The organism is Mesorhizobium sp. B2-2-3 (assembly GCF_006442405.1).
Lineage (GTDB): Bacteria > Pseudomonadota > Alphaproteobacteria > Rhizobiales > Rhizobiaceae > Mesorhizobium.
Window position 1 is genome coordinate 103,219 of record NZ_VFWC01000017.1, and the last position, 15,474, is coordinate 118,692.

Here is a 15,474-nt window from a genome sequence, read left to right on the forward strand (position 1 = left end):
ACCGGCAGCTACGGCAAATGGGCAAGCAAGGTGGCGAAGACAGGTGTCAATTCATCGACCGGGCTCGCCTTGGCACAGGCCTTGACGACGCGGTCGTGACGGATGCCGGCCGCCAGAACAGCGGTCTCCAGCATGTCGGGCTCAGGCGCACCGTCGCTGGCCGTGGTGGCCAGGCCGCAGGCCAGGACGACGGGGGCCAAGCAAGCTATGTCGAGCGCCCGGTCGCCGATTGCATCCGGTTCGGCTTCGACAAAGCGGACAGGACGGTGGTTGAGGCACTCGACCAGCAGCGCCGCACAGGCAGCGGCGACGGCCGGCAGCGCGGCGGGGCCGGGTCTGGCGGGCATCGCGGCCAGCAGACCGGCGTGGCGTTTTTGCATGGCGGCGTGGACGGCGGCGAAATCCGCCTCGTGGATCCGGGCATTGTCGATCTTCAGGGCGGCGAGCACGGTCCTGGTCAGATAGTACATGTCGCGCCGGAAGACGCGCTCGGCGCTGGACCGGCGTTCCTCGTTGCCGGCCGGGAAATAGATGCCAAGGCCTTTCACAGTCGTTCCGTCGATCTTCGTCGGGCGGTCATGCGGGACAAAGGATTCGGCGATCGACAAGGCTTCGTCGAAGGCACTGGCGGCATGGCCGAGCAGGCCTTCGATGCCTTTGCCCGGGAACGGCGGCAAATGGCTGGTTGCTTCCCGCACGAGATTGGCCTCGCTGTCGCTGTCGTGGCGGCTCTGGCGAATGATGTCGCGGACGTCGCGCAGCCGGTCCTTCAAATTGACGCGGACATCCCTGGAGATTTGTCGGAGCATCGCGAATCGCCTCGAAAACGTCTACCGGCCTCGGCCGCCGAGAGCCGGCCGCTGACCCTACATTGTTCCTATCGATTGGTAGATCAATAGGCGATATTAAACCAGCGTGGAGAATCGGCGAGGGACTCCTACATCGCCGAGCGGGGAGACAGACAGTTGGGCAGGCGACGGCAGGGCGATAGCGAAAACGGCGGGGCCGAGGCGCCCGAACAGGTCGTCAACGAGAGCCGTACGGACCGCCTCCGGATCCGCGCCGCCTGGATGTATTTCGTCGAGCAGATGACGCAGAACGAGATAGCCGACGTGCTCGGCGTCGGCCGCGTCACCATCGTGCGCATGCTGGCGGAGGCGAGATCCCGCAACGAGGTGAAAATCACCATCGAAAGCGAGTTGTCAGAGATCGTGCGGCTGGAGCGCGCGCTGGAGCGCACGTTCGGCCTGAAGCAGGCGCTGGTGGCGCCGCTGACCGCGCCCAATGCCGATCCGATTCCCGCGATCAGCGCGAAGACCGGGATTTTCCTGTCCGACACGATGAAATCCGGCATGCGCGTCGGCGTCGGCTGGGGTCAGACGCTTTTCTCGAGCCTGCCCTTCATCAGCACCAAATCGCTCACCGACTTCAAGGTCATTTCGCTGCTGGGCGGTGTGGGCGTCGTGCGCCGCTACAACCCGGCCGAGTTCGCCTGGCGCTTCGCCCAAATCTTCCAGGGCGACGGCTATCTGATCCCGACGCCGGCCGTCGTCGACAGCGTCGAGACAAAGATCGCGCTGGTCGAGCGTTGCGGCCTGCAGGAAGTTTTTGAGATGGCCAACGTGCTCGATGCCGTTCTGCTGAGCGTCGGCGGCATCGCTTCGGCCACTACCTTCTCTCGCGGCGGCTTTCTTAAGGAGGCGGACCGCGAGGCCTTGGTTGCGCGTGGCGCCGTTGGCGACCTTCTGTTCCATTTCTTCGACCGCAATGGCGATCTCGTCGACCACCCCGTCAACAGCCATGTGATGTCGGTGGAGGTCGATCGGCTGCGCAAGGCGCCGATCCGCATTCTCACGTCCGGCGGCGAAGAGAAGACAGCGGCGCTGCTCGGCGCCATGAACCTGATCGCGCCGACCATCCTGATCACCGACGAAGAGAGCGCAAGGCGCATGCTCGAGGCGGTCAACGGAAGCTGAAGGACCCCGTGACGTAGTCCGGCCAGGCCTGCTCCTCGTCGAAAACAGCGACAAGATCCGAAGTGTCCGCCAATATCCCGCTCAGGACCAGCGCCGTGGCGATGCCGGAGCCGTTTCCGCCCGCTATGTCATGCTCGACACTATCGCCGACGCAGACCACGCTGGCGCGGTCGGGCTCGCCGGCCAGCGCCAGTGCGGCATCGAAGATCGCCGGGCCGGGCTTGCCGATGCGGGTGACGCTGCCGCCCAGGCTCTCGTAGAGATCGGCGATCTCGCCGGCGCCGAAGCGAGGCCCGACCGCCGTCAGCATGATCTTGTCGGGATTGGTGCAGAAGCATGGCACCTTTCGCGCCGCCGCCGGCGCCAGCAGGCGGCGATAATGGTCCAGGTCGTAGCGGTCGCCCTCGCTGGCCGCGATCAGTACCAGGTTGGCGGTATCGCCGGCTCCGGTCAACACAAAAGGCAGGCCCTCGATCGCTGTGCGGTCATTATCGCGGCTGATCAACAGGCAGTTCGTGCCGGGCCGCAACGCTCCGGTCGCCGCCATTTCGTGGAAGGATCGCCACGCCACCTCGCCGGAGGAAACGAAATGATCCCAGCTTCCGGCCTCGAAGCCGAGCCTCAGCAAACGGTCTTCGTTGGGCTTGGCGCGCCTGCCGGAGTTGGAGACCAGCACCACGGTCTTTCCGGCGCGCTTCAGTGCCGCCAAGGCCGCCACCGCGCCGGGATAGGGGGCCGAGCCGTCATGCAGCACGCCGAACTGGTCGACCAGGAAGACCTGGTAGCGCTCCGCCAGCGCTCCGATGCCGTCGAGGCGTTCAGCCAGTTTCCCGCTCATAGCAGCCCCGCCTCGTTCGCACCCTTCAACGCCAGCCGCGCCGTTCCGGCAGCGGCCTCGTCCGACAAAGCCGGCAAGAACGCAACGCCGAGCTTACGCTGCCGGATCGCGCTCCACGCCGGATTTGCCGCGCCGCCGCCGACGCTGCGCACCGAAGTCAGCGCCGGCGCGCCGAGCTCGCCAAGCCGGCGATAGCCGAGCGCTTCGATCGCGGCCATGCCTTCGAACATCGCCTTGAGATAGTCGGCATCATCCACCGGGCGCGGGACGAGGCGCGGGGGGAGCGCCGGATCGGCGATCGGGAAGCGTTCGCCCGATGTGGCGAGCGGATAATAGTCGAGGCCGGTCTCGGTCGCCGGGTCGATCATGGCACTGAGCTCGATGATGCGCGTGAGGGGAAAATGCTGCGCCAGCACCTTGCCGCCGGAATTCGAGGCCCCGCCGGCCAGCCAGGCATTGCCCAGCCGGTGGCTGTAGATGCCGTATCGCGGCGCCGAGATCGGCCGGTCGGACAGGATCTTGATGGTAAGCGAGGAGCCAAGCGCCGTGACTCCGTCGCCGACCCCCGCCGCACCCGTCGCCAGGAAAGAGGCGCAGCCATCGGTCGTGCCGGCAACGACGATCACGTCGCGGCCCAAGCCAAACAGATCCGCCATCGCCGCGGTGAGCGTGCCGGTGACGTCGCCCGGCTCGACGACGTCAGGCAGCAAATCCATGCGCATTCCGGTCGCCGCGATCCAGTCCGGCCAACGGCGGGCCTCGACATCGTAGCCGGTTTTCAAGGCGTTGTTCTCGTCGCTGACGTCGAAGCGGCCCGAGAACTGTCCGGCGATCCAGTCCGCCTGATGCAGCACCGCCGCCACGCCCGGCAGATGCTGGAAGTGAAGCGCCTTGGCGAGGCCTGAGGTCGCGCCGTGCGCGGCGCTGCCCGCCGGCGCCTCGCGCGCGATCGCGGCCAGTATATCGTCGCCGGCGACCTTGTCGTTGTACATCAGCGGTTCGGCGAGCGGCCGTCCGGCACCGTCGACCGGCAGCAACGTGCCCGAGGTGCCATCCACGGCGATGGCGCGGACTGTGGTTCGGTCGATGCCCGCAATCAACTCCGCCAGCGCTGCCCGGACCGCTTGCCACCATGCCGCCGGGCTGCGCGGGTCCTGGCCAAATGCGTCGAGGCGGACGGCGGCTTGGCCGGCAATTGAAAAGTCCGGGCGCATGGCTACGGCGCGGGCGCCCGAGGTGCCGATATCGACGCCGATGACGAGGCGATCCGAGAGAGGCGAGCCGGCGACGGGCGACATGTCAGCCACCGGAGGCGTTCAGTTTCTGGCGGTACTGCTCGGCGTCCCAGTTGACGAGTTCGTCGTTCTCCGCCTCGGTAAGGTAATTCAACGTCGCCGTGACATCGACCCGCGCCGTCACGTCGGCAAGGCAACGCTGCATGGCGTCGGCGCCGGCGCTGGCATTGGCGCGCATCAGGACGCCGAGCCCCGGGAACAGGATCGACAGGGGCTGGGCGCCGCGACGCCTGACGACAGCGGCGACGTCCTCGCCGGGCGCAGCCACCACCGAACCCTTGCCGAGGAAGATGACATGGTCGGGATAGAGGCTGCCGCCCGATGCCATGCGGCGGCTGTCGGGATCGATGGCGACCGCGTGCGCCTCGGTGTCGATGGGCAAGCGGTAGCCGGAGTTTGCGGCAAGCGCGGTCAGTGCCGCGATGTCAGGCGCGGCCGCTTCGCGCGGCGCCCTTGCCAGAAGCCCGGTGACGCGGCGCAACAGCGCCTCCGCTCCGGTGACGGTCTCGGCCGCGACGACGAGGCCGTGATTGCCCAGGATCAGGACATCGATGCCCGGCCGCAGCCTTTCGGAGATGCCCTGGGCCAGCGGCAGGCCCGGCCGGCGGTAGGGAACATAGGCCCATTGGATGCCTGCGAGCCGGCGCGCGGCCAGGACCTCGCAATCGGCCTGCACCGCAAGCGAAATGGTGTCGACGCAGTGGACATGCAGGACCACGCGCTGCGGCATCAAGGCATGCACCGTGGTCTCGATCGAGGGACGCAGCCCGCGCGGGTTGAGCGCGCCGATGGCGAAGGCCTGAGGCTGGTCGGCGGCGGGATCGCGTCGTTCAACCGCCTCGAGCAATGGCGCCATCGCCACCGGCACCATGATGTCATCGGCGAGCGCGTCTTTCAGCCAGGTCCCGGAAGCCTTGATCCACAGCGTGTCTCCGGCTTTCAGCGAGGTGTTGCCGCCGGCGGCCTGGGTCAGATGCGGATCCTGTCCGATGGCGGCCGAAAGCGCCCGCAGCGCCGCCAATTCCTGCGCATCCGCCTGGGTCGCCATCACGCATCTCCTCCAACAATCCGCCAACCGTCGAATGCGGTGGTCGGGCATTCGACGGGTTGATATCGCAGATAAGAGTGAGTTCCGTCAACCGTGATCGAATACCGTCAGTTGTGGCTTGCAATCGAGCTAATGTTGAGTAAGTTACACCAACTGCCGTCGCAGAACGGCGTTTTGGAGGAAACAGTTGAGCGACTCCGGCCGCCAGCGTCAGATCGTCGAACTCTTGCGTGATCGCCCCTTCGCCTCGGTGCGGGAGCTGCAGGAGCGGCTCGGCGTTTCGGCCGCGACGGTGCGGCGCGACATCGACCGGATCGACGAGGCGGGCGAGGCGCGCAAGGTCTATGGCGGTGTTTCGGCGCTCGACGGCACGTCGCAGGCCGGCGTCGCCTATGCCCGGCCCTATGACGAGAATCGCGACCTCGCGGTCGAGGCCAAGCGGCAGATCGCCAACCTAGCCGCGACCATGGTGCGCGACGGCGACGCGGTTATCGTGCATGGCGGCTCGACCTGTTTCCATCTCGGGGTCAAGCTCGCCGAGCGCAGCATCCGGCTCTACACCAACTCGATGCCGCTGGCGGCGTATCTGAGCGATCATGGCCATTGCAGCCTGACCGTTGCCGGCGGCGACCTGCATCGCGAGCCGGGCATCATTCACTCGCTCACCCATCCGGCACCTTTCTACGCTTCGAAGTTCTTTCTCGGCGCGCAAGGCATCGGCCAGGAAGGCTTGCTGGAATCGCACCCGCTGCTGGTGCGCTCGATCGTCGAGCTTAGCCAGTGCGCCGACCAGATCGTCGTGCTGGCCGACAGCCGCAAGCTTTCGATCCAGGCCCGTAACGTTGCGCTGCCCCTGTCGCGCATCGGCACGCTGGTCACCGACGACGGTCTTTCCGATGCCGACGCGCGCATGCTGGAGGATGCCGGCGTCATGGTGCGGATTGCTTCCACCATGGGAGCCATCGCATGAAGGTCGCGGTGCTCGACTTCGGCAAGACCAATTCGAAGCTGTTCGTCTTCGGCCAGGACGGACGCATTCTCGACGAGCGCCGGACCCAGCCGAAATGGACGCGCCAAGGCGGCTTCAGCGTGCTCGATGAGGCCGACCTCCACGATTGGGCGCTCGGCGCCGTCACCGCTGCGATCGAAAACCATGGCGTGGAAGGGGTGATGGTGTCGGGCCATGGCTGCACCTTCGCCCTCGTGGACGACGCGGCGCTGACGCATCCGATCCTCGACTATGAGCAGGAGCCGCCGGCCGAAATCGCCGCGCGGATCGATCGCCGCATTCCGGACTACGCCGAGACGTTCTCGCCGCGGCTGCCGCTCGGTTTCAACTACGGCCGCCACATGCTGTGGCTGCAGGAGGCCGCACCCGACGCTTTCGCGACGGCGAAATGGATCCTCGGTTATCCGCAATATTGGAGCTGGCGCCTTGGCGGCAGGCCGGTTTGCGAAGTGTCCTATCTCGGCTGCCATTCGCATCTGTGGGCGCCGCGTCGTCACGATTTTTCCTCACTGGTCGACGCCGAGGGGTGGCGCCACCAGATGCCGGCCTTCGCGCGTGCCGGTACTGTCATCGGCGAGCAGGACTTCGGCAGCGCGTCGCGGCCGCTCGCCATCCACAACGGCGTCCACGACTCGAATGCCGCGCTCCATGCCTATCGGCGGCAGGGGCTGGGCTCGGTGACAGTGGTTTCGACCGGCACCTGGGTCATCGTGCTCAATCCCGACTGTCCGCTCGAGGCGCTCGACCGCGATCGCGACATGCTGGTCAATGTCGATGTGGACGGCGGCCCGGTGCCGACCATCCGCTTCATGGGCGGGCGCGAATTCGCCGCCATCAGCGACGGCTGGCAAGGCCCGGTCGAAGGCGCGGCGGTGCAGCGGGCGATCGATGCCGGCATGATGGCGCTGCCGAGCTTCGCGCCGGGTGGGCCGATGCCCGGCCGTTCGGGCCGGCTGGTCGGACGCACGCCTGATGCCGGCGAGCGTGCGGCCGTGGCACTGCTCTATGTCGCGCTGATGCTCGACCTCTGCCTCGACCTCATCCATTCCAGCAACACCGTGATCGTCGACGGCGGGCTCAACACTGGCGGCCTGCTCGCCAGCCTGCTGGCGCAGCTGCGGCCGGAGCAGGCCTTCATGCAGGGCGCTTCGCTGCAAGGCAGCGCCACGGGCGCTGCGGCCCTGGCTTTCGAGAGCGTCGGGCGTGAATTCGCCGCCGAGCCGCCGGAGCCGGTGAAAGCAGCGCGCTTCACCAGCCTCGCCGGCTACCGCGACGGCTGGCGCGATCTGGTCGCCGGGACCGCCGGCAAGGTCGCAGCCCGATGAGCGCGCAGGCCAAAACGGAGACAGCCGGCATGGGGGCGGAACGCCACCCGGTGCTGGAAATGCGCCATATTTCGAAGACGTTCGGCGCGATCCGCGCCCTGCAGGATGTTTCGCTTACCGTCCAGGCCGGCGAGCTGCACGCGCTGATGGGCGAGAACGGCGCCGGCAAGTCGACGCTGATGAAGGTGCTTTCGGGCGCCTATCGTCCCGATCCCGGGGGCGAGATCCTGATCGATGGCATGCCCGCCGCGACCGGCGATCCGATCAAGGCGCGCGCCAGCGGCGTCGCGGTGATCTACCAGGAACTGTCGCTGGCGCCCAATCTGACCGTGGCGCAGAACATTTTCCTCGGCAACGAACCGCGCCGTTTCGGCATCGTCGACCGCGACCAGTGCAACCGGCGCGCGACCGAGATCATCGGCCGGCTCGGCGTTTCCTTTTCGGCGCGTGCCCTGGTTTCCGGCCTGTCACTGGGCGAGCGCCAGCTGGTCGAGATCGCGCGTGCGCTGTCGACCAATGCGCGCATCATCGTCATGGACGAGCCGACCACGTCGCTGACCTCGCGCGAGACCGAGCGGCTGTTCGAGGTGATCGCGACGCTGAAGGCGCAAGGCATCGCCATCATCTACATCAGCCATCGCATGGAAGAGGTCTACCAGCTCGCCGACCGCGTCAGCGTGCTGCGCGACAGCGGCTATGTCGGCACGCTGGAGCGCGCCGACCTCAGCGCCTCGCGCCTCGTTTCGATGATGGTCGGCCGCGATCTCTCGGCGTTCTACAAGAAGGATCACCGCCCGCCGGGCGAAAAGCGCGCCGTGGCGCTGTCGGTGCGCGGCATGTCCGACGGCAGGCTGCTGAAGGACTGCTCCTTCGACCTCTATCACGGCGAGGTGCTGGCGCTGGCGGGCCTGGTCGGCTCGGGTCGCACCGAACTTGCCAGGCTCATCTTCGGCGCCGACCGGCGCAGCGCCGGCACGCTGGAGCTCGACGGCAAGCCGATCGCCATCGGCTCGCCGCGCGAGGCGCTCGATGCCGGCATCGCCTATCTCACCGAGGACCGCAAGGAACTCGGCCTGTTCCTCGACATGTCTATTTCCGACAACATCAACATGGGCGTGCTGGCCAGGGATGCGCGCGCCGGCGGCTTGCGAGACTTCGCCGCCGCCGACAGGCGCGCTGCGAAAGCCGTCGCCGATCTCTCGATCCGCACCCGCTCGGCGCAGGCCAATGCCGGTTCGCTGTCGGGCGGCAACCAGCAGAAGGTGCTGCTGGCTCGCCTGCTGGAGACCGAACCCAAAGTGGTCATCCTCGATGAGCCGACGCGCGGCGTCGATGTCGGCGCCAAATCGGAAATCTACCGGCTGATCGACAATCTCGCCAACAGGGGCATCGCCATACTGATGATCTCCAGCGAATTGCCAGAGGTGATCGGCGTCGCCGATCGGGTGTTGGTGATGCGCGACGGCGCCATAGCGGGCGAGGTGACGGCGTCCCGGGGCGAGGCGCTTCGCCAGGAAGCGATCATGGAACTTGCGACGGGAGCGGCCCAGGAAGGACCGAAGGGATGACCGACAGAACGACCGCGACGACGAGTGTGGATCAGGCGGCGGTCAGGAGCCGGCGGCTGCGCACGGCTCTCGCCGCGCTCGGCATGCTTCCGGTGCTGGTGTTGCTGGCGGCCGGCTTCCAGTTCATCAATCCGCGTTTTCTCACCGGCACCAACCTGTTGATCGTCACGCAGCAATCGTCGATCAACATCGTGCTCGCCGCCGGCATGACCTTTGTCATCCTCACCGGCGGCATCGACCTGTCGGTCGGCTCGATCCTTGCCGCTTCCGCAATGGTGGCGGTGCTGGTGTCGCTGGTGCCGGACTGGGGCCTGCTCGGCGTGCCGGCGGCCATTCTGGTCGGTCTCGGCTTCGGGGTCATCAACGGGCTGCTCATCGCCTATATCAGGCTGCCGCCCTTCATCGTCACGCTGGGCTCGCTGACCGCCGTGCGCGGCGTCGCCCGCCTGCTCGGTGAAGACACGACCGTGTTCAACTCCGACCTGCCGTTCGACTTCATCGGCAACGGCTCGCTGTTCGGCGTTCCCTGGCTGGTCATCATCGCGCTGACGGTGGTGGTGGTGTCGTGGCTGGTGCTGAAACGCACCGTGCTCGGCACCTGGATCTATGCCGTGGGCGGCAATGCCGAGGCGGCGCGGCTGACCGGCATCAAGGTGCCGCTGGTGCTGCTCTTCGTCTATGGCGTGTCCGGCCTGCTGGCAGGTCTCGGCGGCGCCATGTCGGCGGCCAGGCTCTATGCCGCCAACGGCCTGCAGCTCGGCCAGTCCTACGAACTCGACGCCATCGCCGCGGTCATTCTGGGCGGCACAAGCTTTGTCGGCGGCGTCGGCTCGATCTGGGGCACGCTGATCGGCGGCCTGATCATCGCCGTGCTGTCCAACGGTCTCATCCTGGCCGGCGTCTCGGACATCTGGCAGTACATCATCAAGGGATTGGTCATCATCGTGGCGGTCGCCCTCGACCGCTACAGGCTCCAGGCAGGGGCAAGAACGTGAGTGACCTTGTCGCCGGCATCAAAGACCGGCTTGTGTAACGCACCGTGAGAGGCGCGGGGCATCAGGAGGAAGTAAGCGTAATGAAGACCATCGCCAAACTGCTCTGCGGCGCCGCGTTCGCGGCCGTCGCCATTGCGCCGGCATCGGCCAAGGACCTGAACAAGGTCGGCATCTCGGTCGGCCTGCTCGGCAACCCGTTCTTCGTCGCCACCATCAAGGGCATCGAGGACGCGGCCAAGAAGATCAATCCGAACGTCGAGGTGACGTCGGTGTCGGCCGACTATGACTTGAACAAGCAGGTCTCGCAGGTCGATTCCTTCATCGCCGCCGGCGTCGACGTCATCATGCTCAACGCCGTCGATGCCAAGGCGATCGCGCCCGCGGTGAAGAAGGCGCAGGCGGCGGGCATCGTGGTCGCGGCCTTCGACGTCTCCGCGCCAGGCGCCGACGTCACCGTGATGACCAACAATGTCAAGGCCGGCGAGGAGGCCTGCCAATATCTGGTCGACCAAACTGGCGGCAAGGGCAACTACGTCATCCTCAACGGTCCGGCGTCCTCGTCGATCCTGGAGCGCGTGAAGGGCTGCAAGAACGTGCTTGCCCAGCATCCCGACATCAAGATCCTGTCCGACGACCAGAACGCCGAAGGCTCGCGCGACGGCGGCCTGAAGGTGTTCCAGTCGCTGCTGACCCGCTTCGACAAGATCGACGCGGTGTTCGCCATCAACGATCCGACGGCGATCGGCGCCGAGCTCGCCGCCAAGCAGCTCAACCGCTCGGAGTTCATCTTCACCGCCGTCGACGGCGCGCCGGACATCGAGAAGGAATTGGCATCCGGCAAGTCCATGATCAAGGCTTCTGCCTCGCAGGATCCCTACGTGATGGCCGGCCAGTCGCTGACGATGGCCGCCGACGTGCTTGCCGGCAAGAAGCCGGCGGAGCCGGTGGTGCTGCTCGATCCGAAGCTGATCACCGCCGAGAATCTGAAGGACTACAAGGGCTGGACCGCGGCCCGCTGATCAGTCCAAGGCGGACGCGGCCGGGCTGACCTGCCGCGTCCTCCTCATTTCGTCGCAAAACCGGAGACCATCATGTCGCGCATCGGAATCCACTCTTTCGTCTGGTCGGCGAGCTCGACGCAGGTCGAGCTCGAACGCACGCTGGCCAACACCAAGGAGGCTGGCTTCGACCTGATCGAATTCTCCTATCTGGATCCCGCCAATGTCGATGTTGGCGGGCTCGCCAAGCGCATCGCCGATCTCGACCTCGGCGTGGCGATCAGCATCGGCCTGCCGGTCAACGGCGACATTTCGAGCGCCGACAAGGCGGTCGCCGCGCGCGGCGTCGGGATCCTCAACGACACCATCGCCCTGACGCGCGACCTCGGCGGCCAGAAGGTCGCCGGTATCCTCTCGACCAGCCACGGATTGCAGACCGAGGCGCCGACGCGAGACCAGTGGAACCGCAGCGCCGGGACGCTGGCCAAGGTCGCCGAAACCGCGAAGGCGGCAGGCGTCACGCTCAACCTCGAGATCGTCAACCGCTTCGAGAGCAATCTGCTCAACACCGCGGCGCAAGGCTTGGCCTTCATCGAGGACACCGGCTCCGACAACATCTTTCTCCACCTCGACACCTTCCACATGAACATCGAGGAGGCCGATGTCGGGCTGGCCATCCGCCATGCCGCCGGCAAGATCGGCTATGTTCATATCGGCGAGAGCCATCGCGGCTTCCTCGGCACCGGCAACATCGACTTCGCCGCGATATTCGATGCGCTGATGGCGATCGGCTATGCGGACGATCTCAGCTTCGAATCCTTCTCCTCGGAGATCGTCGACGAGAACCTGTCGAAGAAGACCGCCATCTGGCGCAATTTGTGGACGGACAACATGGCGCTGGCCAAGCACGCGCGCGCCTTCATCGGGCTGGGAATGGAAACGGCGAGGCGCAAGGCGGAACTCGTCGCGGCGCGCCACAAGCCCTGAGGATTTCAGATTGACGAGCAGCAGGGATTGCCAAATCGCCCAGCTGTTCGTTGACTGTGAGGGCAGTTAATGCTACAAATTGCCTATGGTGCTGAGTCGCGCCAGGGACCCGCCGAGCAGGCGGGTTTTTTCGTTCAGAGCTCCGTCAAACAGTGCGAAGGCGCCGGTGAACCCGGATTGGTTGCCCTGGTCCCCCTGGCGGCATTGCCCACGCCACGCGTAACGGCTATCCGACGGTGCGACAGCGAAGCAAAACGGAGCCCCGGCATGACGAACAAGACGATCCTGAAATTCGGCACCGTCGAACACGCGGAAGCCGGCGACCTGCCTGGCTGGATCGCGGTCGAGGGCCGGCCGACCATGCAAACCGCAGTCCAGCACACGACCGCGGACGGCAAGGTGATCTCCGGAACCTGGCGCGCGTCGCCCGGTACGTATCACGCCACCTACACCGACTATGAGTTCGTGCACATGATCGCGGGCCGCATCATCATCACGCCCGACGGCGGCACGCCGGTCGAAGTCGGCCCCGGCGACGCCTTCGTGGTGGAAGCCGATTTCAAGGGAACCTGGAAGATCATCGAGCCGGTGACGAAGCATTTCGTGGTCAGGGTGGGCTGAGGCAGGCTGTCAGACAGACAAGCCAGCCGCTCGCTGGCCTTTGATACCTTTCGTCAATCCCGGCCATCCTCGCATGTCCACGCAACTGGCGGGGCCGTGACTGGCGCCCGGTTGGAGCGAACGGGACCAGAATGCCGGCAGGGCGAACGGTGTCCGCCTTGCTCATCGTGCCATCGCGTGAGACCCCACGGCGAGCAACCCCGCTGTTGGAGCACGCGGAACAACAGGATCCGTGGTCATTTCATTGTTTAGTGAGGAAGGCCTTGCAAGCCGGCGTGACTTCGCTGAGGTGCTGTTTAAGGCAGCCTTGCGCCTTCACTTCGTTGTCCATGTGGCACACCCGCTTGGCGTCCGCTCTACAGGGAGTCTTGTAGGCATCTTTCGCTAAAGCGGCGTCGGTGAGAAAAAGCGATATACAAGCCCAAAGCGCCAGTTGAAGTGACTTTCGATTCCGCATGGTTGTGTTCCCATCGTGAGTGCAGAAGCGCGGTCTTTATATGCGTTAATGCTAAAGAATGGGAATCCACCATAAGGAGGAGGGTGCGAGCACCCGCGCAAAATCGGATGAGCAATGTAGCGCAAAACACGGCTTACATAAGCGCAGTGCTGACCAACTGTCTCGCGCACGGCTCAATCAAAAGCGCTAATATAATCGCCCGGTTTGTCGAGCTTGTTTCCAATTTTGTGTTGGAGTAACCCAATATCGCTTGGGAACACGAAATGGAGAGGGTCGTCAGGCCGGGTGCGGGATAAATTTTTTCCTGCCATTTTTCTGAAATACGGAATTGTTCCTTGGCATCGGAGGGAAATACTCTCCGTCTTGAATAAATAACGAATCCGTGATTGCGGGCGTTTTATTCCTGATTGTCGATGACCCGAAGAATATTCGATCCGTAATCGAGCAGTTTTCGTATACTGATAAATGAGGGGCGAGATGTCTACCGTGTTTAGACGCGCGTACATCAAACCAGGTTGGTGTTTTCTTCTCGTGGTCACGTCGGTTGCGTTCCTCATTTGCCTGGGGGGTGGGGAACTCACTGCGGGTGAGTTCAAGAAAACCAGCTGTTGGTTCGAAATTCCGCGGGATCGGGCAATGACGTGTGGGACCGTGAATGTTCCGGAAAATCGAAAGAAGACGGGCGGTACCGAGGTCGTCCTGTCCGTGGTCGTATTCGAACCGGACCGCGAACGGCACGAACCGGTAGTGTTTCTCACAGGAGGCCCAGGGCAGCCTACCGACATCGCCAATAGCGACGACATCGATGGATGGTGGGAGTTCATCGGCGCCCAGAGCTGGATGATCGGACGCCGAGTAATCGTTGCTGATCAGCGGGGCATCGGAAAGTCCGCTCCCGCCTTGGACTGTTCTCAATATTTCAAGCCCGATCATTGGAACGCCATTCTCTCGAGCGTTGAGGTCGAAACCACCTTTAGCAAGCTCAAGAAAGATGAAGTTCTTGCATGCAGGACGGCGTTGATCGCAAAGGGCATTGATCTTGATGCCTACAACACTGAGGAGAATGCGGAGGATATTGATGACCTTCGGAAGGCTCTCGGGATAGAAAAGTGGGTTCTCTATGGCGTCTCGTATGGCACCAGGCTTGCACTGGAAGTGATGAACCAGCACCCCGAAGGGGTCTCGGCGAGTATATTGGATTCAGTTGTTCCGCTGGACATCAATTACCTGAACGAAGATGGGCCGAATCTCGACCGATCGTTAAAATTGCTAGAGCGAGACTGTGAGGCAGCGAACAGATGCATGAATGGGATATCCAATGCTGTTCAGCTTATTGCAAGACAGCTGGATCGGCAGCCTTTGCTCTTGCGCAGCACAGATAAAGAGGCGCGCTACACATATGTCTCCGGGGCAGATTTCCTCGAGCTTATATTCGGCATTTTATACGATCGCGATGCGCTCCTGACCCTGCCGGAGCTGATCGAGAGGACATACAAACAGGATTTCAGACCCCTGGCGGAGATACTTTTCGATGCTGACGACCTGGAGATCTCCCAAGGTATGGACTTCTCTGTAAGTTGTTCCGACAGCGCTCTCCCCGATCTGAATGGCAAGCAGGACAAATACTGGTCGAAATGGGTTGAGCTGAACGACTACTCCTGGGCATGCCCTCTTTGGATGCTTGAGAACGGGCCAGCATCGCAGGTGCAGCCGCGCCGCACTGACATACCCACTCTTCTGTTGTCGGGAGAATATGATCCAGCAACGCCGACAGCATGGGCGGACCACGCGGCGAAGACCCTTCCTTTCGGCCAGGTGGTGGTCTTTCGGGGGATCGGACACGATGTCATTGATTCCGATCCGTGCGGGTCGAAAGTAGTTGCTGATTTCCTTGCAAACCCCAAGCTCAAGTTGAAGACTGAATGTATCGGTGAGATGGGGGCCCCGCAATTTCCAAGCCCGCCAAAGGAACTGTGGTCGGGAGCGGAGGCACTACACTCTATATCAGCAAATCGCTCAAGGCAGGATAGGTTGAGATTTCGATTTGGGCACTGAAATTCCTCTTAGCCAAAATTGTAAAATCCGATATTTTGCTGACGACGAAGTTAAGCTAAAGCGGAACTCGCAATCAATTAAACACTACGGTAGCATCGCTTAAGGACCCCTCTCGTCTTGCGGGTGGAAGTCGCGTGCGTGTCGCATTTCGATTATCAAATTCCGAAGTTTCACAGAAATTGTAGGAGGATCGAACAGTGTTTACGTCTCGTCGTGTATTGCTTTCGGCCTTGGGTGCAAGCATCGCATACGCCGCCTTTGGTGGCATCGCGCGTGCGAAGGGCGGTGGCGGGGGAGGAGGA

The 15,474-nt window shown here is 64.0% G+C and carries 13 protein-coding genes; 9 read left to right on the top strand and 4 right to left on the bottom strand.

From position 1 onward, the window contains the following. Positions 1–8: 8 nt before the first annotated feature. A complete protein-coding gene (locus tag FJ951_RS25650; protein ID WP_140517926.1) occupies positions 9–809 on the bottom strand; it encodes a hypothetical protein in 801 nt (266 codons plus the stop codon). 156 nt (positions 810–965) lie between these two features. On the opposite strand from FJ951_RS25650, the gene FJ951_RS25655 reads away from it, so the two are divergent. Beyond that, the gene (locus tag FJ951_RS25655) at positions 966–1,976 is read left to right on the top strand and encodes a sugar-binding transcriptional regulator (protein WP_140501598.1); all 1,011 of its coding nucleotides are present in this window, start codon (positions 966–968) and stop codon (positions 1,974–1,976) included. Here the strand turns inward: FJ951_RS25655 and FJ951_RS25660 are convergent. The 3 genes from FJ951_RS25660 to FJ951_RS25670 are packed head-to-tail and all read right to left on the bottom strand — an operon-like array spanning position 1,963 to position 5,157. Then, the gene (locus tag FJ951_RS25660) at positions 1,963–2,814 is read right to left on the bottom strand and encodes a TIGR01459 family HAD-type hydrolase (RefSeq protein WP_140517927.1); all 852 of its coding nucleotides are present in this window, start codon (positions 2,812–2,814) and stop codon (positions 1,963–1,965) included. The two genes, FJ951_RS25655 and FJ951_RS25660, sit on opposite strands and share 14 nt — an antisense overlap. Then, positions 2,811–4,112: an FGGY-family carbohydrate kinase gene (locus FJ951_RS25665; RefSeq protein ID WP_140517928.1), complete on the bottom strand. Its 1,302-nt coding sequence runs from the start codon at positions 4,110–4,112 to the stop codon at positions 2,811–2,813. The genes FJ951_RS25660 and FJ951_RS25665 overlap by 4 nt, the downstream gene beginning before the upstream one ends. A gap of 1 nt (position 4,113) precedes the next feature. Next, positions 4,114–5,157, bottom strand: a complete 1,044-nt coding sequence (locus FJ951_RS25670) for a class II aldolase/adducin family protein (RefSeq protein ID WP_140517929.1) — start codon at positions 5,155–5,157, stop codon at positions 4,114–4,116. 187 nt (positions 5,158–5,344) lie between these two features. On the opposite strand from FJ951_RS25670, the gene FJ951_RS25675 reads away from it, so the two are divergent. The 8 genes from FJ951_RS25675 to FJ951_RS25710 all read left to right on the top strand — a co-directional run bounded on the left by FJ951_RS25675 (position 5,345) and on the right by FJ951_RS25710 (position 15,172). Further along, the gene (locus tag FJ951_RS25675; RefSeq protein ID WP_140517930.1) at positions 5,345–6,127 is read left to right on the top strand and encodes a DeoR/GlpR family DNA-binding transcription regulator; all 783 of its coding nucleotides are present in this window, start codon (positions 5,345–5,347) and stop codon (positions 6,125–6,127) included. Continuing rightward, a complete protein-coding gene (locus FJ951_RS25680) occupies positions 6,124–7,491 on the top strand; it encodes an FGGY-family carbohydrate kinase (RefSeq protein WP_140517931.1) in 1,368 nt (455 codons plus the stop codon). Before FJ951_RS25675 ends, FJ951_RS25680 begins: the two co-directional genes overlap by 4 nt. Further along, positions 7,488–9,059, top strand: coding sequence for a sugar ABC transporter ATP-binding protein (locus FJ951_RS25685; protein ID WP_140517932.1), 1,572 nt, complete (start codon positions 7,488–7,490; stop codon positions 9,057–9,059). Before FJ951_RS25680 ends, FJ951_RS25685 begins: the two co-directional genes overlap by 4 nt. Then, entirely contained in the window at positions 9,056–10,054 is a 999-nt protein-coding gene (locus FJ951_RS25690; RefSeq protein WP_140517933.1) for a ribose ABC transporter permease, read from the top strand. Before FJ951_RS25685 ends, FJ951_RS25690 begins: the two co-directional genes overlap by 4 nt. An 80-nt stretch (positions 10,055–10,134) precedes the next feature. Beyond that, entirely contained in the window at positions 10,135–11,073 is a 939-nt protein-coding gene (locus FJ951_RS25695; RefSeq protein ID WP_140517934.1) for an ABC transporter substrate-binding protein, read from the top strand. Between the two features lie 72 nt (positions 11,074–11,145). After that, the gene (locus FJ951_RS25700; RefSeq protein WP_140517935.1) at positions 11,146–12,039 is read left to right on the top strand and encodes a sugar phosphate isomerase/epimerase; all 894 of its coding nucleotides are present in this window, start codon (positions 11,146–11,148) and stop codon (positions 12,037–12,039) included. Positions 12,040–12,306: 267 nt separating this feature from the next. Next, positions 12,307–12,660, top strand: a complete 354-nt coding sequence (locus tag FJ951_RS25705; protein ID WP_140501578.1) for a cupin domain-containing protein — start codon at positions 12,307–12,309, stop codon at positions 12,658–12,660. Between the two features lie 1,093 nt (positions 12,661–13,753). After that, a complete protein-coding gene (locus FJ951_RS25710; protein ID WP_181172282.1) occupies positions 13,754–15,172 on the top strand; it encodes an alpha/beta hydrolase in 1,419 nt (472 codons plus the stop codon). Positions 15,173–15,474: the final 302 nt, after the last annotated feature.